The 19,768-nt window shown below is 51.6% G+C and carries 22 protein-coding genes; 14 read left to right on the top strand and 8 right to left on the bottom strand.

Going from position 1 to position 19,768, the window contains the following annotated elements:
• From E3E28_RS05065 to E3E28_RS05055, 3 genes are read right to left on the bottom strand one after another with little or no spacing between them, the layout of a single operon-like run.
• Positions 1-930: a MoxR family ATPase gene (locus tag E3E28_RS05065; RefSeq protein ID WP_167915220.1), complete on the bottom strand. Its 930-nt coding sequence runs from the start codon at positions 928-930 to the stop codon at positions 1-3.
• A complete protein-coding gene (locus tag E3E28_RS05060; RefSeq protein ID WP_167914290.1) occupies positions 920-1,936 on the bottom strand; it encodes a DUF4350 domain-containing protein in 1,017 nt (338 codons plus the stop codon). The genes E3E28_RS05065 and E3E28_RS05060 overlap by 11 nt, the downstream gene beginning before the upstream one ends.
• Positions 1,933-3,666 carry a hypothetical protein gene (locus tag E3E28_RS05055; RefSeq protein WP_167914289.1) on the bottom strand — a complete coding sequence of 578 codons (1,734 nt, stop codon included), beginning with the start codon at positions 3,664-3,666 and terminating at the stop codon, positions 1,933-1,935. The genes E3E28_RS05060 and E3E28_RS05055 overlap by 4 nt, the downstream gene beginning before the upstream one ends.
• A 67-nt stretch (positions 3,667-3,733) precedes the next feature.
• Here E3E28_RS05055 and E3E28_RS05050 point away from each other — a divergent pair, with 67 nt between their 5' ends.
• The 10 genes from E3E28_RS05050 to cca all read left to right on the top strand — a co-directional run bounded on the left by E3E28_RS05050 (position 3,734) and on the right by cca (position 13,113).
• A complete protein-coding gene (locus tag E3E28_RS05050) occupies positions 3,734-4,480 on the top strand; it encodes a hypothetical protein (protein WP_167914288.1) in 747 nt (248 codons plus the stop codon).
• A complete protein-coding gene (locus tag E3E28_RS05045; RefSeq protein WP_167914287.1) occupies positions 4,471-4,719 on the top strand; it encodes a hypothetical protein in 249 nt (82 codons plus the stop codon). The genes E3E28_RS05050 and E3E28_RS05045 overlap by 10 nt, the downstream gene beginning before the upstream one ends.
• On the top strand, positions 4,720-5,721 hold the full coding sequence (locus tag E3E28_RS05040) for a DUF1616 domain-containing protein (protein WP_167914286.1): 1,002 nt from the start codon (positions 4,720-4,722) through the stop codon (positions 5,719-5,721).
• 63 nt (positions 5,722-5,784) lie between these two features.
• On the top strand, positions 5,785-6,366 hold the full coding sequence (locus E3E28_RS05035) for a TasA family protein (RefSeq protein ID WP_240921708.1): 582 nt from the start codon (positions 5,785-5,787) through the stop codon (positions 6,364-6,366).
• 39 nt (positions 6,367-6,405) lie between these two features.
• Complete coding sequence (locus E3E28_RS05030) at positions 6,406-7,203, top strand: HAD-IIA family hydrolase (RefSeq protein ID WP_167914284.1); 798 nt, start codon at positions 6,406-6,408, stop codon at positions 7,201-7,203.
• Complete coding sequence (locus tag E3E28_RS05025) at positions 7,200-7,631, top strand: ferritin family protein (protein WP_167914283.1); 432 nt, start codon at positions 7,200-7,202, stop codon at positions 7,629-7,631. The genes E3E28_RS05030 and E3E28_RS05025 overlap by 4 nt, the downstream gene beginning before the upstream one ends.
• A 175-nt stretch (positions 7,632-7,806) precedes the next feature.
• Entirely contained in the window at positions 7,807-10,536 is a 2,730-nt protein-coding gene (locus E3E28_RS05020; RefSeq protein ID WP_167914282.1) for an adenosylcobalamin-dependent ribonucleoside-diphosphate reductase, read from the top strand.
• A 148-nt stretch (positions 10,537-10,684) separates the two neighbouring features.
• A complete protein-coding gene (locus tag E3E28_RS05015) occupies positions 10,685-11,149 on the top strand; it encodes a phosphoribosyltransferase (protein WP_167914281.1) in 465 nt (154 codons plus the stop codon).
• A 39-nt stretch (positions 11,150-11,188) separates the two neighbouring features.
• The gene (gene thpR / locus E3E28_RS05010; protein WP_167914280.1) at positions 11,189-11,743 is read left to right on the top strand and encodes an RNA 2',3'-cyclic phosphodiesterase; all 555 of its coding nucleotides are present in this window, start codon (positions 11,189-11,191) and stop codon (positions 11,741-11,743) included.
• Between the two features lie 5 nt (positions 11,744-11,748).
• Positions 11,749-13,113 (top strand): CCA tRNA nucleotidyltransferase, encoded by a 1,365-nt coding sequence (cca, locus tag E3E28_RS05005; protein WP_167914279.1) that lies wholly within the window; start codon positions 11,749-11,751, stop codon positions 13,111-13,113.
• On the opposite strand, the gene E3E28_RS05000 is transcribed toward cca, so the two are convergent.
• Positions 13,036-13,263 (bottom strand): hypothetical protein, encoded by a 228-nt coding sequence (locus E3E28_RS05000; RefSeq protein ID WP_167914278.1) that lies wholly within the window; start codon positions 13,261-13,263, stop codon positions 13,036-13,038. The two genes, cca and E3E28_RS05000, sit on opposite strands and share 78 nt — an antisense overlap.
• 33 nt (positions 13,264-13,296) lie before the next feature.
• The gene (locus E3E28_RS04995; protein ID WP_167914277.1) at positions 13,297-15,027 is read right to left on the bottom strand and encodes a glycoside hydrolase; all 1,731 of its coding nucleotides are present in this window, start codon (positions 15,025-15,027) and stop codon (positions 13,297-13,299) included.
• 104 nt (positions 15,028-15,131) lie between these two features.
• Between E3E28_RS04995 and E3E28_RS04990 the strand changes: the two genes are divergently transcribed.
• From E3E28_RS04990 to E3E28_RS04980, 3 genes are read left to right on the top strand one after another with little or no spacing between them, the layout of a single operon-like run.
• Positions 15,132-15,440: a hypothetical protein gene (locus E3E28_RS04990; protein ID WP_042691315.1), complete on the top strand. Its 309-nt coding sequence runs from the start codon at positions 15,132-15,134 to the stop codon at positions 15,438-15,440.
• 30 nt (positions 15,441-15,470) lie between these two features.
• Complete coding sequence (locus E3E28_RS04985) at positions 15,471-16,298, top strand: DMT family transporter (protein ID WP_167914276.1); 828 nt, start codon at positions 15,471-15,473, stop codon at positions 16,296-16,298.
• A gap of 50 nt (positions 16,299-16,348) precedes the next feature.
• Complete coding sequence (locus tag E3E28_RS04980; RefSeq protein WP_167915219.1) at positions 16,349-16,732, top strand: hypothetical protein; 384 nt, start codon at positions 16,349-16,351, stop codon at positions 16,730-16,732.
• On the opposite strand, the gene E3E28_RS04975 is transcribed toward E3E28_RS04980, so the two are convergent.
• Both E3E28_RS04975 and E3E28_RS04970 read right to left on the bottom strand, forming a co-directional pair.
• The gene (locus tag E3E28_RS04975) at positions 16,724-17,203 is read right to left on the bottom strand and encodes a putative toxin-antitoxin system toxin component, PIN family (RefSeq protein WP_240921706.1); all 480 of its coding nucleotides are present in this window, start codon (positions 17,201-17,203) and stop codon (positions 16,724-16,726) included. The two genes, E3E28_RS04980 and E3E28_RS04975, sit on opposite strands and share 9 nt — an antisense overlap.
• Before the next feature lies 1 nt (position 17,204).
• Entirely contained in the window at positions 17,205-17,558 is a 354-nt protein-coding gene (locus E3E28_RS04970; RefSeq protein ID WP_167914274.1) for a hypothetical protein, read from the bottom strand.
• Between the two features lie 369 nt (positions 17,559-17,927).
• Here E3E28_RS04970 and E3E28_RS04965 point away from each other — a divergent pair, with 369 nt between their 5' ends.
• The gene (locus tag E3E28_RS04965; RefSeq protein ID WP_167914273.1) at positions 17,928-19,241 is read left to right on the top strand and encodes an RNA-guided endonuclease TnpB family protein; all 1,314 of its coding nucleotides are present in this window, start codon (positions 17,928-17,930) and stop codon (positions 19,239-19,241) included.
• Here the strand turns inward: E3E28_RS04965 and yjjX are convergent.
• Positions 19,238-19,720 (bottom strand): inosine/xanthosine triphosphatase, encoded by a 483-nt coding sequence (gene yjjX, locus E3E28_RS04960; protein WP_167914272.1) that lies wholly within the window; start codon positions 19,718-19,720, stop codon positions 19,238-19,240. The two genes, E3E28_RS04965 and yjjX, sit on opposite strands and share 4 nt — an antisense overlap.
• Positions 19,721-19,768: the final 48 nt, after the last annotated feature.

The raw sequence follows: 19,768 nt of genomic DNA, 5'->3' as shown, positions 1-19,768 counted from the left end.
CTACACCGGCACTGGTGTTCTCTTAATGATATCTAAGAGGACATCCTTAGGCTTGATACCTTCGAGTTCGTAGTCAACTCTAAGAACGAGCCTGTGGGCAAGAACAGGGAGTGTCATTTTCTTCACATCATCGGGGATAACATAATCCCTACCATCGAGAAAGGCCTTCGCTTTGGCAGCATAGAGAAGATGCTCTCCAGCCCTAGGAGAGGCGCCGAAAAGCAGACGCTCATCACTCCTAGTGGCAGAAATAAGAGCGTAGATATACTCAATAACCTCATCACTAACAGTAACTTCCTGTACTTCTTCCATAAGCTTAAACATTTCATTCCTATCAACTACAGGCTGAACATTACCAAAGTCGTTGGTACTCTTTCTCCTCAAGAGCGCAAGTTCCTCCTCCCTGCTCGGGTAACCCATTTCGACCTTGAGCATGAACCTGTCAATCTGAGCCTCGGGAAGGGGGTAAACACCCTCCTGCTCAAGAGGATTCATAGTCGCTATCACGAGGAAAGGACGGGGAAGAAGATGCGTTTCTCCCTCTATGGTAACCTGCCTCTCCTGCATTGCCTCAAGCAGAGCCGACTGGGTTTTCGGCTGAGCACGGTTTATCTCATCGGCAAGAACGACGTTTGCAAATATCGGTCCCATTTTAACAACCCAATCTTTGACCTTCTGGTCGTAGTAGCGGACACCGAGTATATCGGCGGGCAGAAGGTCAGGGGTAAACTGTATCCTTGAGAATGTAAGACCAGTAGCAGAAGCAAAGGCTTTGGCAACAGTCGTCTTCGCGACGCCAGGAATTCCTTCAAGGAGCACATGTCCCTCTGTTAACAAAGCAATTGCAAGGAGTTCTATAACATCCCCCTTGCCAACCACTGCCTTTGAGAGCTCCCGTTTAAGATTAGTGATGAAGGTTTTACCGTCCATGAGCACCACCCAGTTTTGAGCCGGTTTCGATTTCCTCAATCAGTCTTTTTAACTTATCCCTGTCGTATCCCTTAGATTCGAGCTTTCTGAGGACATTTTCAAGGGCCTCTTCCTCTGTCCTGAAGAGGTTCTTAAGGATTGAAAAAACTAAGGAGAGACCCCATGTGAGAACACGGAACGCAAGGCCAGATTCAACAAAGAACACAACAAGCGCGACGAACAGAACATAGTAAAACACTAACTTCTTATTAACAGCCCTCTGTATAACTATTGTCCCTGAGGAGTACGGGTTCAGGTCACGATGATGAGCCTCGTCTATGTAGAACGTCTTAGGAAGCCCTGCAATAAGGTTCCTGAGAAATGGCTCGTTATCGTCAAAGAGTGCATTTGTGAAAATCTCGGGGTCCGAGATTATAATTATCCGCCCTTTGCCATAGGGTACCTCATCGGCGATGGGGAACCGGCCGTAGGAACCCATGAACATCGTCGCGTTGCTAGTAAACAGGAATGGATTCTGAGCCCCAATAATAACTGAGGGTTTGTAAAGAGCCACAAAAGAAACACCCCTTGCCAAGGAATCCGAAACTTCTCGCGTAATGGGGAGACCGTTAAGGAACGTTATCGTGAGCGCTTTCTCCATAGAGACCCTCTGCTTTAAACCCAGCTCCCGAAGTATGAAGTTTCCCACGTCAGAGTCCGTGGCGAGTAGCAACGTGCCCCCATTTTCAATGAACGAACGAAGCACTTCAAGTTCACTTGCTCCAAGTGAAACATCGGGCTCTATCATTATGAGCGTCGCGTTCTCCTCTGAGAACGAGGAGTAAGGAAAGAGCACAGGAACAACCTTGCCAGAGTGGTACAAGAGCACTCCAAACCTCGAAGTTCCATCTGGCCCGGTGTTTAGAACGCTGTATGGGGCATCACTCTTAAACTTGGGAACGCTCAAGGGCATGACTATGAGGGCAACCCCAACTATGAGGAGCAATGCATACGCTACCCTTCTCACAGCTCATCACCAATTATTGCTGATAGCAGAACCCTCGACGCGATTTTGACTGCATCCCTAACCGTTGAGGCCTTAGCCTTAATTCCCCTGTAAACTTCAAGCTCATGAAGAGTTGTGAGAGTGAGTAAATCCTCCCTGAAAGGAAACCGCCTAAACTCACCGAGGAGCTCCCTGGGCGTCATAGACCTGGGCAATCCCCGGAGCCTCAGCAGAGCACGGTAAACGATGACGTAAACCTCACGCACGGAGGAGAAAGTTCTGTCCCGCAAGCCCCACGCTCTAGGACTCGAGTCTGCATTTTCCACCGGTTCATGAGAGCCAGAACTCTCTCTGCTAAATATCCGATACGCGAGGAACGCTATGGCCAGTAGGGACACGAAAAGGACAACCCTCGCTACTGGAATTAACGGGGGTGTTATTATTACGGTGTTTGACCTAGCGGGCAGATACTCTTGGTTCCCACTGAAAACAACGTAGACTTCATGAGATCTGCTTCCAGTTGGTATTGTTAGCGTGAACTCTCCCTTCGAAATGGAGAGATGAGAGTAAAAGGAATCATCCACGTAAACGTCAAGGACAATCAAACCATTTGGAGACGGGAACAGACGTCCCTCAATAGTTGCTTTTCCGGAAAGGGGAGAAACTTTAGAGACAGAGAGCTTTATTATAAGAGGCCTCCTCTGAGGAACGAACTCAGTAAAGGCACTTGCTGGTGCATGGATAGGATCTCCAAAGTAGAGAACGTCCACCCATACTCGGTCGGTTGTGTTGATTGGGACGAAAAATTGTCCCTTTTCATTTGTAAAGATGCCTCTATCTGAGTTTTCCCACCGAACTAAGAGAGAGGTATTTCTTAAAGGGTTGCCCAAAGCATCATTAACGTAGCCACACACACCGGAGAGGTTTGCACAGGTACTGAAAGTAATGAAGACTGGAACGCGAAGAACATCAACCTCAAGTGTATTTGAGCGGTGCTTACCCGTTGCATTTGTACCCACTGCATATACCTCGTAGACTCCAGTTGATGGAAAAGAGCACGTATAAGAAAACTTTCCCCCAATAAGCGGAAGGATAACCGAAAGATTACCAACATAAAGAACAACCTGGCTCATGTTAGGGGCATATCCAAAAATTGTAATGTTCTCCCCAACAAAAGGTCGTGTATTGGAAGCGAATATAGAGAACCTCCACCCAGTAACCTCGTTGAGGACGTTCTCCTTTGAACGAAACTCACGCGAGATTTCGACAACAAGATTATCCAGAGCAGTTGTATTAAAAGAAACGTTGTTACCTTCAACTCCAAATGAAAAAGCCGAGATAATCTGAAGAGAGTTTCTAACGAGAGATATACCATCCAAAACAGATGCTAAGTACTGCCTCGCCATCTCATAGTTTCCACTTGAAAGTAAAAAATTGAGTGAAATGCTTCCGTTAACTATTAAAAAGACACCCTTCTCAAGCTTAATAAAAGAGCGAGCGAGAGTAAGAGCATCACTTGAAGCATTATAGGAGAGAAGAGTAAAATACGTAGAATTTGCAACAGAAAGCAACTCCAAAGTGTCTGGCACTGATGCGTTACCCACCAGCACACCTGAAAGAACGACAGCGGTTCTATTAAGAAGATTGCTATAGTATACATAGTAAGGAGTACTCAGAGATGAACTCGCTGAAGATGGAGGAATCATTGCAAGAGGGAGCAACAGTAACAGGATTATGGAAACCTTCTTCATAATACCTCGCGAACGGAAACGAGAAAACCTTTTATAAGGTTAGTGGCTCCCCCGTTCATGGGTAGGGATGAAGATAAAAGAAGCCTCTGGACTAACTCTAATTATAATTGGACTTGCACTCGCAATCTACGGATTTGTGAATGTTAAAACTACTATTACAAACCTCGGCATAGCCGGCGTTTTCTTGGGTCTCATTGTTCTTACATTCAAATCCAATGACTATGTGAAAGCAGAAAGTGTTCATGCGATTATGGAACCGTATCGGAGAGTTTTCTCAACCTTTGCAGACAATCTGTACCTCGAAGGAAACGCCATCTTTATACCACCTTACGAAAATCTCCCAGAGGGTGGCCTCTTCGTACCCCTCCACGAGAAGTTTGAGCTCGACTTAGCGAGACTTGACGAAGGAATAGTCTTTCTTACAGATGTTCCCAATGACAGGGCAATGGGACTTTTCCTCGGCCCTTTCGGAGGTTCTCTAGTAGAGAAATTTGAGGAACACTTTGAAGGCCCACTGGATGGAGCAGGCAGTGGAACCGTTGAGAGCGTCACGGGGTCTGTTCTTCGATACCTTGAGTTAGCCGATAGAGTGTACATAGAGGAGAATGATGATGGATTTCGGATAGTAATTCGACCAACAATTAGATGCAGACCAAGGAACTGCGAGAAGACTCCCTGTCCAATATGCGCCTCAGTCCTACTCGCACTTGCAAAGGGAACAAATCAGGTGCTCGCCGTTGAATCCGTTGAAGAGAAGGACTACGGAATTGAAGTGACCGCCAGAAAGCTAGGAGGAGTCGAGAAATGGATGTAGAGGATTACATACTCCTCTTCCTGTCAGTCTGGATTTTGATTTCTGCTCTGGCTACATCGAGCGTAAGCGTTTTCCTAACCCTAACCCTCATAGGCCTTTTAATAACCGTTGAAGTGGGAAGCCTCTTCCTGAGCAGGGATCAGAAGGAGAGTTTAAAACCTCTCATCGAGCTCTTGATAGTGGTGTTCGCAATCATCGTTATGGGACGTGTATACTCAATCCTCTCGGGGGGAAGGTAGTTGCGAGAGCCTCGAGGCATATGGAGGTACTGGGACCTTGTGACGCTGATATGCCTCTCAGTCCTTCTGGACATCCTTATAATAATCTTCCCAGACAGCCTCGCGAGGAAGGCCCTTGGTTTAGCGTTTGTGCTCTTTTTCCCGGGCTACGCGTTTATTACCGCCCTATTCCCAGAGAGAAAGGAGCTTGATAATCTTGAGAGGCTCGCCCTGAGCTTCGGACTCAGTATAGCGATAGTTCCACTCATCGGCTTGGCCCTGAACTACACCCCATGGGGGATAAGGCTGAAGCCAGTCCTAATCAGCATGACTGCATTTAATATAGTATTCACCCTTGCGGCAATTTACAGGAGGAAAAACGCAATTGAACCCTGGATTCCCTGGGTAACCCTGGAAGATATAAAACGGGAACTGGAGTGGGAGACTGCAAGTAGGCTCGATAAAGCCCTTACCGTGATTCTGATAATCGCAATTGTTACCTCTGTGGGGGTCTTGACCTATGTTGTGACCCATCCAAAGCCAGGAGAAGCTTTCACGGAGTTTTACATCCTCGGCCCAAACGGAAAGGCGAGTGACTACCCAACAGACCTCTTCGTCGGAGAAAATGCAACAGTGATAATTGGCATCGTCAACCATGAACACAGAAACGTGACATACTACGTCCAAATCTGGCTTGTGAACCTGACCTGGGACAACCAGACAAACACGACGATAATCCACGAGATGTATCCAATGCCAGGGTGGTTTAACGTAACTCTCCCACCTGTCCCCGTCAACATCGAAGGCAACTGGACACCCCAGTTCGAGACCAACTACACATTCAGCATAGACCGACCCGGCAGGTGGCAACTGTGGTTTCTATTGTTCAAAGACAGCCAACCAAGACTTCCCCCTGAACCCCAAGATGGAAACTACGCTGAGACCCCCGCAAGAGAGCTCATTTTGAAGGCTGTCAACGGAACAATTCAGAGTCTCAAGCTGAATATCTATGTCCATGAGTGATTAGTTACTCCTGAATATCGAAAAGCATATAAAGAAAATTTCCAACATTATATGGTGTTACTAATGAAGACAGTTAAGGTAAAACTTCAGATAATCGTTGTCGTAGTGGTACTAATGGTAGCAATCTCTGGAGTAGCCAAATCCTACTTCACGGACACGGCAGTCTCGAAGAGCAACAGGGTAACCACTGCCGAGTTCGACATTGCCATAAGCAAGGACGGAAAGCGCTTCTACAACGAGCTCAAGCTCTTTGAGCTAAGTAACATGCTCCCGGGGGAGAACAGGAACGTGACATTCCTCGTCAAGAACCGGGGCACTGTCACGATGAACAGGCTGACACTGACGCTAAACGTCCGAAACTACGAGGTGAAGATGTCTCCGGCAGAGAAAGCCGTTGACTCAACTCCCGAAAGAGGAGAACTTGGAAAATGGCTGGTTTTGAAAACAATCAGTGTAAACGGACGAACAGTCCCGGTGAACAAAACGCTCGACGACCTCAACGGGAAGATGGTATCCCTGCCGGTAAAGCTCAAGCCAGGGGAGAAGGCTGAAGTAAGGATGACCTTTGAACTCCCGGCCAAGGCGGGCAACGAGTGTCAGACCGATGGAATAGACGTGACGCTGAGGCTCGACGCGAGCCAGTGAGCTTTTATACTTACCCTTCCTTTTCCCGTTGGTGAAAGTATGATTGGAATCATATTCGACATGGACGGCGTCATCTACCGCGGAAACCGGCCGATAGATGGTTCGCGGGAGGTAATCGAATACCTGAAGGAAAAGGGTATCCCCTTCGTCTTCCTCACCAACAACTCAACGAAGACCCCTGAAGCATACCAACAAAAGCTCCTTTCGATGGGCATAGACGTCCCTGCGGAGAGGATAGTTACCTCGGGCCTTGCCACGAGGCTCTACATGGAGAGGCACGTTAAGCCGGGGAAGGTTTTCGTCATTGGCGGGAAAGGCCTTCACGAGGAGATGAAAAGGCTCGGCTGGGGAACGGTGAGCCTTGAGGAGTGCAGAGAAGGAAAATGGAAGGAAATCGCGCACGTCGTGGTTGGCCTCGACCCCGAGCTAACCTACGAGAAGCTCAAGTACGGGACGCTCGCAATAAGGAACGGGGCGAGCTTCATCGGAACGAACCCCGATACCACTTACCCTGCGGAGGAGGGCCTCTACCCCGGCGCGGGGGCGATAATAGCGTCGCTTAAAGCCTCAACCGGTCGGGAGCCCATAATAATCGGAAAGCCCAACGAACCGGCCTACGAGATAGTGAGGGAGAAACTCGGACCAGTTGATGAAATCTGGATGGTCGGCGACAGGCTCGATACGGACATAGCCTTCGCCAAGCGCTTCGGCATGAAGGCGATAATGGTCCTCACGGGGGTCAGCACGTTGGAGGACGTCGAGAGGAGCGAGGTTAAGCCCGACCTCGTTCTGCCGAGTATAAAGGAGCTCCTGGACTACCTGAGGGTTGTGGAATGAAGGCGAGGGAGCTGATAGAGAGACTAATCTGGCAGGAGAACGAGCTCTACAACCTCTACAAGCTCGGGGAAACGTTCGCCCTCTTCGAGAGGCCGGAGTTAAGGGACACCTTCGCACTCATAGCGGAGGAGGAACTCCGGCATCGCGAAACCCTGACGGGACTCCTGAAAGAGGGGACCCTTGAGAACCTAATCCTCGACTACATGGACGAACTGTCAATAGAACCCGTCCTGAGCGACGAGAGGGCCAAACCGGAGAGTCTTGAGGAGCTTGTGGTCGAGGCCGTCCTGAGGGAAAAGCACGCCTACGAGATGTACTCAAAGCTCGCGAAGCTCATAGGTGAGCCCTTCAGCGACCTGTTCCTGCACCTCGCGAGGGAAGAACTAACCCACGCGTACCGGTTGAAGCTGATATACGAGGCCCTTTAAACCATCCACCGCCTTTTTCTATCCGTTCCCTACCATCCAAGGTGATAAGTCAGAATTCGTCAGGATGGCAAGTCAAGGCGGGGCAAGGTATATTAGGGGACCCGGCGAGAGTGGCGGTGCTGATGATTTTACCAATGTTCAAATCTATACACAGATGTGTGTCAGGGGTGTTTATATGGCCGTTGAAAAAGTGATGAAAAGAGACGGTAGAATCGTACCTTTTGATAGGGAGCGTATAAGGTGGGCCATCCAGAGGGCAATGCTTGAGGTTGGAGTTCACGACGAAAAGCTCCTTAACAGGGTTGTCAGAAGGGTCGTCAGGCGTGTCAACGAGCTCTACGACGGTCAGATTCCCAACATCGAGAACATCCAGGACATCGTTGAGCTCGAGCTCATGAGAGCGGGCCTCTTCGACGTTGCCAAGGCCTACATCCTCTACCGCAAGAAGAAGGCCGAAATCAGGGAGGAGAAGAAGAAAATCCTCAACAAGGACAAGCTCGATGAAATCGACAAGCGCTTCTCCCTCAACGCCCTCCGCGTTCTGGCGAGCAGATACCTCATAAGGAACGAGAAGGGGGAGATAGTCGAGAGCCCGAGGGAACTCTTTGAGAGGGTCGCCACCCTCGCGGTCATCCCCGATTTGCTCTACGACGAGCGCGTTTACGACAAGGAAGGAAAGCACGAGCGGGATTTAAGCCGGGTCAAGTACTACCTTGAGCACTTCGAGGAGTTCGACGGGAAGTATTCAATCGGACGCTTCAGGCTCAACAAGTACCACTTCGAGAGGCTCGTGAACCTCTACCGCGAGCTGGCGGAGAAGGGTAAGATGAAAGTCTCAATAGACGAGTTCCTGGGCATGCTCGAAAACGGGGCCTTCGATGACTATGAGGCAGAAATAGAAGAGTACTTCAGGTTGATGGCCGGCCAGGTCTTCATGCCCAACACCCCGGCCCTTATCAACTCTGGCAGGCCGTTGGGAATGCTTTCGGCATGCTTCGTCGTTGCAATAGAAGACGATATGGAGAGCATAATGAAGGCCGCGCACGATGTGGCCATGATACAGAAAATGGGTGGGGGTACGGGGCTTAATTTCTCAAAGCTCCGTCCCGAAGGCGATTTCGTCGGTTCCACCGCCGGAGCCGCTAGCGGGCCCGTTTCCTTCATGCACCTCATAGATGCCGTCAGCGACGTCATCAAGCAGGGAGGCGTAAGGCGCGGGGCGAACATGGGAATCCTTGAGGTATGGCACCCTGACATAGAGAAGTTCATCCACGCGAAGGAGCGCAACACCGGAACCAACGTGCTCAGCAACTTCAACATCAGCGTCGGCATCTGGGAAGACTTCTGGGAGGCCCTGAAAGAGGGCAAGCGCTATCCGCTCGTGAACCCGAGGACCGGCGAGAAGGTCAAGGAGATAGACCCCAAGAGCCTGTTTGAGGAGTTAGCATTCATGGCCTGGAGCAAGGCCGACCCGGGAGTTATATTCTTCGACGTCATCAACAGGAGGAACGTTTTAGCGGAGGCAAAGGGAGGGCCGATACGGGCCACCAATCCCTGCGGTGAAGAGCCCCTCTACGAATACGAATCGTGCAACCTCGCGAGCATAAACCTCGCCAAGTTCGTGAAGTATGACGACGAAGGGAAGCCCTACTTCGACTGGGACGAGTACGCCTACGTGATTCAGAAAGTTGCGAAGTACCTCGACAACGCCATCGACGTCAACCGCTTCCCGCTTCCCGAAATCGACCACAACACGAAGCTGACCCGGAGGATAGGCGTCGGAATGATGGGACTGGCAGATGCGCTATTCAAGCTCGGCATTCCGTACAACAGCGAGGAAGGCTTCGCCTTCATGAGGAAGGCCACCGAGTACCTCACCTTCTACGCCTACAAGTACAGCGTTGAGGCATCGAAGAAGCGCGGGACGTTCCCGCTCTACGAAAAGAGTGCCTACAAGGACGGTGAGCTACCGGTCGAGGGCTTCTACCACCGCGAGATATGGACGCTCCCGTGGGACGAGCTCGTCGAGGAAATCAAGAAGCACGGCGTCAGGAACGGCATGGTAACCACCTGCCCGCCGACAGGAAGCGTTTCGATGATAGCCGACACCTCCAGCGGAATCGAGCCAATCTTTGCCCTCGTCTACAAGAAGAGCGTCACCGTCGGCGAGTTTTACTACGTTGACCCCGTCTTCGAGTCCGAGCTCAAGAAGCGCGGTCTCTGGAGTGACGAGATACTCAGGAAGATAAGCGACAACTATGGAAGTGTGCAGGGCCTTGAGGAGATTCCCGAGGACATGCAGAGGGTCTTTGTGACATCGATGGACGTTCACTGGCTCGACCACATCCTGGCCCAGGCGAACATACAGCTCTGGCTCACCGACAGCGCGAGCAAGACGATAAACATGCCGAACGACGCGACCGTGGAGGACGTTAAGGCGGCATACCTTTTAGCTTACAAGCTCGGCTGTAAGGGAATAACCGTCTACCGCGACGGTTCGCTCTCGGTGCAGGTTTATAGCGTTGAAGGAGAGAAGAGGAAGCGCGTCCCGGCCAAGCCGAGTGGCTACGCCGTCGAGAAGCTGAAAGCCGTTGTTGAGGCCGAGCCCTGGCTGGCGAAGTTCATCAACGTCGAGGCTATCCTCAACGGCACCAACGGAAAGGAGAAGAAGGCGCAAACGCTAAGCTTTTCTCTGAGCACGGCAAAGACTGTCACACCAAAGACGCCAGAGCACCCGCACCACGCGGAGAAGCCAGAAATCCCGGAGGAGAAAATTAAGGAGCTCCTTGGAGTGGCTTACTGCCCGGTCTGCTACGAGAAAGACGGTGAACTGGTGGAGCTCAGAATGGAGAGCGGTTGCGCCACCTGCCCGCGCTGTGGATGGAGCAAGTGCGTCATCAGCTGAGGCACTTTCCCCGCTCCCCCAATTTGTCTCCCTCTGTTTTAACATCTTCCTGCCAAAATAGGTTTTTTAATCCCTATCTTTTAACTTCCACCACTCACCCAAAGCTTAAGTTTGGCGTTGAGAACTCACGCTATTCGGAGGTGTTCCCATGGACAAGGTTTACCTAACCTGGTGGCAGATTGATAGGGCCGTCTTCGCGCTCGCCGAGGAGATACAGAAGCACTTCATGCCTGACGTGATAGTTGGAATCGCGAGGGGCGGGCTTATCCCAGCGGTGAGGCTGAGCCACGTTTTGGGCGACGTGGAGCTCAAGGTCATAGACGTCAAGTTCTACAAGGGCATCGACGAGAGGATGGAGAAGCCGGTCGTGACGATTCCGCTCCACGGCTCGCTAAAAGATAAGAGGGTCGTCATCGTAGATGACGTCAGCGACACCGGAAAGACCCTCGAGGTCGTCATCGAAGAGGTCAAGAAGGCCGGAGCGAAGGAGGTTAAGGTTGCCTGCCTCAGCATGAAGCCCTGGACCAAGGTCGTTCCCGACTTCTACGTCTTCAGAACGGACAAGTGGATAGTCTTCCCCTGGGAGGAGTTTCCCGTTGTGGTGAGGGAGTAACCCCTTTAACCCCTCCCCCCAACTTTTCTCGGTGGTGGTATGAGGGCGTTCATAGCGATAGATGTGAGCGACGAGGTTCGCGACAACCTCCTGAAGGCCCAGGAGAGGATAGGGAACAAGTCGGCGAAGATAAAGTTCGTCGAGAGGGAGAACTTTCACGTGACACTCAAGTTCCTCGGGGAGATTGACGAAATAACGGCGGAGGAGGTCAAGAAGGTCCTGGCGGAGATAGCGAGGAAGCACAAAAAGCACCGCGTTAGGGTTAAAGGAATCGGCGTCTTCCCGAACCCGAACTACGTGAGGGTTATCTGGGCCGGAATCGAGAACGACGAAGGCATTAAGGCGATAGCGAAGGACGTCGAGCGCGAGATGAGAAGGCTCGGCTTCAAGAAGGACAAGGACTTTGTGGCCCACATAACAATCGGGCGCGTCAAGTTCGTCCGCGATAAGGTTGAACTGGCGATGGCGCTGAAGGATTTGGCTAACGAGGACTTCGGCGAGTTCGAGGTTGAGGCGATAGAGCTGAAGAAGAGCACGCTGACGCCGAAGGGACCAATCTATGAGACTGTGGCAAGGTTCGAGCTTGCGGAGTGAGCGCAATGGAGATGGAAGAAGTCCTCAGCGAGGTCCTCCGAAGGATAAGGCCAAGCGATGAGGAGAGGGCCTTCGTCAAGGCCCTCATGAAAGAGCTAAGAACTATAACTGAGGAAAAGATAAACGAACTCGGCCTCGACATCAGGCCCTACTTCGTCGGCTCGCTCGCGAAGGACACCTATTTAGCTGGAGACCACGACGTTGACCTATTCCTGGCCTTCCCTCTCGAAACTTCCCTTGAGGAGCTGAGGGAAAAAGGCCTGGAACTCGGAAAAGCCATAGCAGAGAAGCTCGACTCCCACGAGATAGCCTACGCGGAGCACCCATACGTCCGGGCGAGATACAGGGGAGTGAGCGTTGATTTGGTTCCCTGCTACGACGTTAGAAACTGGAAAGACGTTAGAACTGCCGTTGACCGCTCGATACTCCACACACGCTGGGTGAACGAGAATCTCAAGGGACGGAACGACGAAGTAAGGCTCCTCAAGCGCTTCCTGAAGGGCATCAACGCCTACGGGAGCGAGATTTACGTGAGGGGATTTTCCGGCTACCTGGCCGAAATCCTCGTCATCAAGTACGGTTCTTTCCTCGACGTGGTCAGGAAGGCGGACTTCATACTGAGACAGAAGATAATAGACCCGGCGAACTGGCTCAGGAAAGAGCCGGAAATCGCGCTCAAGACCGTGAAGAGGGAGACCGAGGAGGACAGACCTCTGATAGTGATAGACCCCGTCGACCCGAGGCGGAACGTTTCGGCCAACTTGAGCTGGGAGAAGTACGGGCGCTTCTACTTCAAGAGCATGGAGTTCCTTGAGAACCCATCGGTCCGGTTCTTCTTCCCACAGGAGAAGCCTAAGGGGAACTACCTCGACGAGCTGAGGAAGAGGGGAACCGCCCTTGTAACGCTTCTAATCGATGTCCCCGATATAGTGGACGACATCCTTTTGCCCCAGCTGGAGAGGAGCGCGAGGGGCTTCGAGAAGGCCCTTGGGAGGGAGGGCTTCCGCATCCTCGGCTGGGACGTCGGGAGAAAAGGGAGAGCCTTTATAATGCTCGAACTCGACCGGAAAAGGCGCGAGAGGGTGAAGATTAAGCCCGGCCCGGAGTTCTTCACCGAGAGGGGACGGAACTTTTACCGGAAGAACGAGAAGGTTTGGATAATCGGAAGGAGGCTCTACTCCGAAAAGATGGTCACGGAGAGCGTTGTGGACGTCATAATCGAACTCCTCGAGAAGAACCAGGTGTCGCTTGGAAAAGGAATAAGGGACGCGGTAAGGGAAGCGGACATCCTGTTAAACTACGTTCCCAAGGAGCTGGAGCGCGAAGCCTATCTCTTCCTGAGCAGAAAGAAGTGGAATCTGAAGGAGTAACAGGAGTCCGCGCTTCCCCAGCTTTCTGCGAATTTTATCGATTGTGGAGCGGAGCTCGAGGGCACTTTTGCCGTCAAAGCCCCTCTCAATCAGTTCAACAAGCCGTGATTCCTTCAGCTCGAAACCCTTCCGGGGTTTCATTGAAACCACCAGTTACAGTATTAGGAAAAACAAAATATAAACCTACCCGTTACGGTGCTCGCAGTACTCGGGGTTCTCCCAGAGGCCATGACGCTCGCCGGGGATGTGGCCGGCGTCGGCAACTGCCCACTCGAGGGTGTAACCTTCAATGAGGCTTCTCAAGTCACCCTTCAGGTCGCGCTTCCCCACGTAGAGAGCAGACCTCGTCACGATGTTATAACCGCTCGTCGGAACCTCCGGCTTTAAAGCACCACTCCAGGCTTCCTCACTCGTCTCCCAGCCCTCGATTGATGGCATTACCGAAAGGTTCCATACGTGGTAGAGGTGCTTGAAGTTGAGGAGCTTTAAGTAGGCCTCGATGAACAGTTTCTGGATTTCTCTTCCGTCGAAATACTTCATCAGCTCAATCAGAGCCTTTGCCATGACCGAGACGTTGGAGAAGGCAACGCGGGTGTCGAGGTTCTCCCAGAAGCGCGGGCAGGAGTGGTTGGCGAGGAGCATCAGATAGTAGGCCCTGCCGAGCGGTAGGGCGTCCCTATCGCCGTTGACAGGTTCGAGGACGTAGTTGAGAGACGTGCTCAGGCCAAAGTAGTCGTAGTAGTCCCTGAAGAAGACCCGCGCGTACCTGACCAGGAACCCCTCTGGGTCGGCGTTGAGCTCTTTCAGGCCCTTTAAAACGCCGAGCCTCACAGTCCTGTTGAGCTCGCCGAAAAGACGCGTGAATGCTACCTTCCAGAGCTGGGAGATTTTTCTTCCGTTTATTTCCCTCGCGAAGACCCTTCCATCGGCCCTTCGGTAACCGAGCCAGCGCGAGTCGCTCGTCTTGCCGTCGGGGCTCAAATCGAAGTAGTCGCTCCAGCTGGAGAACTCCTTGACCGGCATCTCGAAGGAGCACTCGCCCTTAAGGCGCTTGAACTCGCCGGAGAGCTTCTTCCAGACGAAGGAAGGCGCCGAAATCAGTTCAACCCCGTTTCTCTCAATGCCCTCCATCCAGGCAACGAAGCGCTCGAGCTGTGCCGGATTTCCGAGCAGACTCTCAAGGTCGCTCGCGGTAAAGACCAGGTAGGGAACGCCAAGGTTCTCCTTGTAGTCGTCCCTCCGCGAGAGGGTCTCGCTCACCAGCCCTGGAACGTCGAGGGTGTTGAAGGCGAAGGCGTCGCTCAGACCCCATTCACGACCGAAGACGAAGGAGTTTGAGTAGCGGTTGCACGAGTACTTCGCCTGCGGGAAGTCGTAGAGGAGTCCTCTTTCATCGAGCAGAAAGACGAGCTTCCTATCGGCGAGGGACTCGATGAGTTGAACGGTCTTTCTCGTTATCACAGCCTCGGGGAGCCAGTAGCCGATGACGCTCTTGTCGCCAATCAGAGGGGCGTAGAAGTCAAAGGAAACCCTTGCAAGAATTCTCTGCTCAAACTCATCGAGGTGGGGCATTATCGGGTGGAATGGAACAGTTGGAACGGCGTCAAGGTTCTTAAGAAGCTCAACGGTTCTCTCAAAGGCCCTCCTTCCGTACCGAAGGAGCATGAGGAACGTGAAGGGTTCGATATCAACGCTGACTCCCTTGAGCCGTGATAGGACATCGGAAATCCTCCCATAGGAGTAGAGCATCGCCCGCGTCCAGTTCTCGCCCCTAACTTCCTCATCGCCGATTCTAATCGCGACCGGGCTCTTCCTCTCCTCGTACTCTATCGGCTCGGAGCCGTCGCCGTCTTTAACGTAAACTATGTCACCCGGCTGATAGGCGTGGAAGTGGTGGGCGTACTTCATGAACATGGTCTCACCGTGAGTGATACGTCTCCAACCCTTATCGCCTTTTCCTACCCACATCTGCCCGATAGGTTAATAAACCTGTCCAGCAAAGCACAGATGGTGGGAGAATGAAGAGGCTCTTGAGGGAACTCCTTGGGGAGGAGCTGGCCAACTACCTCGAACTGCTGAGGGCGAAGCTGGCCTTCGCGGAGGAGCTTTACGGGGTAAAGATGAACTACGTCCCGCTCATCACGGAAGGGGACGTCGTAATCCTTGACAAGAGGGACGGGCTGATAAAGTGGCTGAAAACGAAGAAACCGCTCGAAGAGGAAGAGCTCAGAGAGCTGGCCGGCAAAATCCGCCAGAACCTCGAAAGCGGTTACGTGGAGATGCTCCTTTCAATGAACATGTCCTGTATCAACGGACCCGGGGAGTAGCTTTTTAAATTCCGGTAGCAACTCGGCTCGATGAAGAGGGCCGAGCTCATACTTCTCACGATAACAGCGATGTGGGGTTTCACCTTTCCGGCGATGAAGGTCAGTCTGGACTACCTTCCTCCGATTCTCTTCCTGGCTTACCGCTTCGGCATCGCGTCGCTTCTAATGCTCATTCTCTTCCGCTCGAAGGTCCTCAGGAAGGAAACTATGCGCGAGGGTTTCCTCCTCGGGCTCACGCTATTCTTCGGCCACGGCTTCCAGATTGTCGGCCTCAAGTACACCACCGCATCGAACTCGGCCTTCATAACGTCTCTCTACGTCGTGTTCACGCCCTTCATAGCATACTTCCTCCTCGGGGAGAGGGTAAAAGCGAGAGATGTTCTGTCGCTCGCCATCGCCCTCACAGGACTGTACCTCATCTCGGGGGCAAGCTCGAGCATCGGCTACGGCGACCTCCTCACGGCCCTCTGCGCGGTTAGCTTTGCCTTTCAGATAGTCCTCGTCCAGCGCTTCGGCGAGAAGGACTACCTCAGCCTGGCCTTCTGGCAGATTTTCTGGAACTTCATCTTTTCCTTAATCTTCGCGCTGGCCTTTGAGCCCAGGGTTTTTCCAAGGGAGTTGCTCCCCTGGCTCGGACTGCTCTACACGGCCGTCTTCGGGACGGTTGTGGCTTTCACCCTTCAGGTCAAGTACCAGAAATACACGACGGCATACAAGGCGGCGCTCATCTATTCGATGGAACCAATCTTCGGTTCCCTGTCGGCCTTCATCCTTCTTGGCGAGAGGTTCACGAGGAGGGCCTTAGCGGGCGCGTTCCTCATAATGGCAGGCGTCTGGAACGAGATAAGGAAAAACTAACGAAAGGTTAATAAAAACTTTCGCCCATTCTTAAAGTGGAGGTGATTGTCATGGTGCACGAGTACATAAAGGACCGCATCAAGGAGTTATCAAAGGAGGAGAAGGAGAAGCGCTACAAGTACCTTGGAAAGGAGGTCATTGACGTCGGCGACCCGGGACTCGACAGCATCCCCGAGTTCTACGGCATAGCGAACGCCATCTGGCGCGACTGGAAGAACGGGGAGATAAGCACGAGGACGGCCCTCGGAAGGCTCGCGCTCCTCAAACTGCTCACCTACAAGAGCAAGAACAAGAAGATTCAGGACATCCCGGAGGAGGAACTTGAGGAGGTCAGAAAGTTCATAGACTACGTGATACAGGTCATCAAGAACGAGAGCAGGAGAAAGGGCGAGCCCGAGGAGGAGAGGCAGGTCGAGGAGAAAGCTTCATCGTAAGGCTTCTCTTACAAATTCTCCCGCCCTCAGGATTTTAACTTTTCTTCCATCAAAACGATAAGTTTTGGTAGCTTCATCCCTCATCTGGACGATGTGCTTCGTGTTTTCTGAGATAATATAATCCACTTTCTTGACGTAGGCCACGTCAAAGAACTTAGCGTCGTTCGGGTCCCTCAGGTTCTTTAGGAACTCAGGGTCATCGGAGAACTTTCGCCGAGGACGAACCATGATGCTCTTGTTCAGTACAAGGGTGAGTATATAGTCAGCAACGTTTGGCCTTCCAACTTCGTCGCCAATTACAAGTAATTTCTCCTGCATTTCTTCAGCTATTTCCTTTGAAATGAAATTCGTAATCTCACCCGTCCTCAGCGCTTTAAGAACCCTCCATGCCGGAGAACGTTTCGGATTTTTAGTTTTCAATGCGCTAATCAGAACCGAGGTGTCCAAAACAACCCTGATTTTATCCGCCATCTCAAACAACCCCTAATTCCCTCAGCTTCACCTCGATGCGCTTGAACTTCCTAAAACTCCTCTCGCCAATCTCTATCAACGTTTCAAGGCTCTGTTCTACTGGTTCAGAGTTCTCTAATTCTTTCTCTATTTCCTTCTCCCAAAGCTCCAGCTCTTCATCACTAATCCTCTTAGCTTTCTCTTCAAGTTCCCTCATGCGCTGCCGCATCTCAAAAAACCACACTATATCCTCCGGACTCTCATGAATCTTTCTCGCGAGCTGAACAATCCATTCGCTAACTGAGCGTCTGGCTTTCTCATTGGTCTTCAACATCATCTCAATAGCGCTCACATCAGATGCCATGCCTCTCCCCATCAACTATTTATGAAGGGAATTATAAAACCATACCGTTGGCAATGTTTACACGTGAGTTCCGCAAAAGCTTAAAATTCTCACCGACCTAACCTTAACCGCCCTCCCCTCTCACGCCTCCGGGAGGAGTGACCGGGGGACGGTCGGGGAGGGCACAGCCTCATTTTCTCCCGAAGAACATTTCCTGATTCATCCTCGGTATCATCGCCATCAAAACGGCTATCTCGTTGAGTTCCGTCCTCGTGAGCAGGCCTTTACATTTTTCTTTTGAAAGCCTTGCCCTTTAGGACGGGGATGCAGTAAACAACCCAACAGTCTTTAAGCGAGAAAACAACACTCTTTTAAAGCCTAAAATTCATACCATACTTTGAAATGAAGCGAACAGTGACTCTTAAACTCCAGCCCTCAAAAGAGCAAGAAAAAACACTCTTCCAGTTAGCCGACCTTGGAGCCAAAGCATGGAACCGGGTAAATTATTTACGACGCCAACAGTTCTTCCAAGGACAAATCGTGGACTTTAACAAGACTGAGAAAACCGTTTATGAAGAATTCAAACGGGAAATCGGTTCTTCAACCGTTCAACAAATAGCGAGGAAGAACGCTGAAGCTTGGCGTTCATTCTTCACCCTCCTTCGGAAAAAGCGGAATGGTGAACTTCCCAACTGGCTTAAACCAAAACCGCCAAACTATCTCAAAGAAGACGGAAGGAGAAAACCCCTAATCATTCTCAGAAACGACCAGTACAGGATTGGAGGGAATAGGCTCATTCTAAAAGGCCTTGGAAAGTTTAAACGCCTTGAAATCCAGTTCAAGGGTAGAATACACTTGAAGGGGAAGCAAGGACGCTTAGAAATCATCTACGACCCCGTAAAACGGAAGTGGTATGCTCACGTAAGCCTCACAGTCGAGGAAAAACTTGAGGGCGGGGAGTGGATTAAACTCCCAAGAACTCCAAGAGGGAACCTCTTTGCAGGAATTGACTTGGGAGTGAACAATCTCATAGCCGTTTATGTGGAGAATGGAGAAAGCTTCCTCGTGAATGGGAGACCGTTAAAGAGCATTGACTTTTACTGGAGGAAGAAGATTGCCGAGTATCAATCCAAACTCAATAAATCAGGGGCTAAAACGAGTAGGAAGCTCAAGAAAATGCATGAGAAGGCCAAACTTCAGGCTAAACACTATATTAACACGGCGGTAAGGCAAACCGTGAGGAAACTCTACGAGCTTGGTGTTTCTAAGATTATCGTCGGTTATCCAAAGGGCATAGCTCGAAACTCCGATAAAGGCAAGAGGCAGAATTTTCTCCTCTCTCACGTCTGGCGGTTTAATTACGTTATCAAACGCTTAACGGAAGTTGCTGAAGAGTATGGTATCCCTGTCGAAGTCGTGAATGAGGCTTTTACTTCTAAGCTTTGCCTCGTTTGCGGGAAGCCCCACGAGGGGGCTCGTTTTGTTCGTGGGTTATTTAAGTGTCCCACAACGGGGCTCGTCTTTAACGCGGATTTAGTTGGAGCGTTTAACATTTTGAAGAAGGTTGTCAAAACCATAACCCCGAATCTGAGCGGTCTTTACGCTCAGAGGAGGGGTAACTGGCCGAAGGCCCGGCCAGAGGGGTTCGAAGAACCCGTTGTAATGGGTTCTCTGATGAGGACCCCTCGAACCTCCCCGTCATTGGCGAGGGGTTAAGCCGAACCCTCGCCTTGGCAGGGGAGGAGGTCAGTCAGAACGCCTATCGCACCGACCTTCCTCTTGAGTTCGGGGTCTTTGACGAGCTCGCCCATCGCCACACCGGCCTCAACGCCCTCCTTGAGGATTTTCTCTATGACGACTGGTGGATACTCGAAGCCGGGGCTGTGGCCGATTGTTACCAGCCCATCGGGACTCGCCACCGCGCAGACCTGGACGTCGAGGTAGCCGGTCAGCGTTCCGGGGAAGGGGTAGATTCCCGCTTCTATTCCGACGCCGAGGTCGGCGTTGGTCTTCTCCAGTGCCCTCTTCGCCCTGTTTATAGCACCCCTCGCTATCTCCCCGATTCCAATCGGCTGGTCTGGGACGCCACTGTCAACCTCAACCCCTATGACATCAACGTCGCCGTAAATCCTTCTCATAACCCTCTCAACGGCCTTAACCTTCGTCGGATTGGTAGAGCCAACCGCGATTCTCATGCCACCACCGAAAAAACTCGGCAGAAAACCTTATAAGCTAACTTCCCA

It is taken from the genome of Thermococcus sp. 21S9, assembly GCF_012027635.1.
Lineage (GTDB): Archaea > Methanobacteriota_B > Thermococci > Thermococcales > Thermococcaceae > Thermococcus.
Note: the sequence above shows the minus strand (reverse complement) of the source record. Positions and strands in the feature narration are given on the sequence as shown.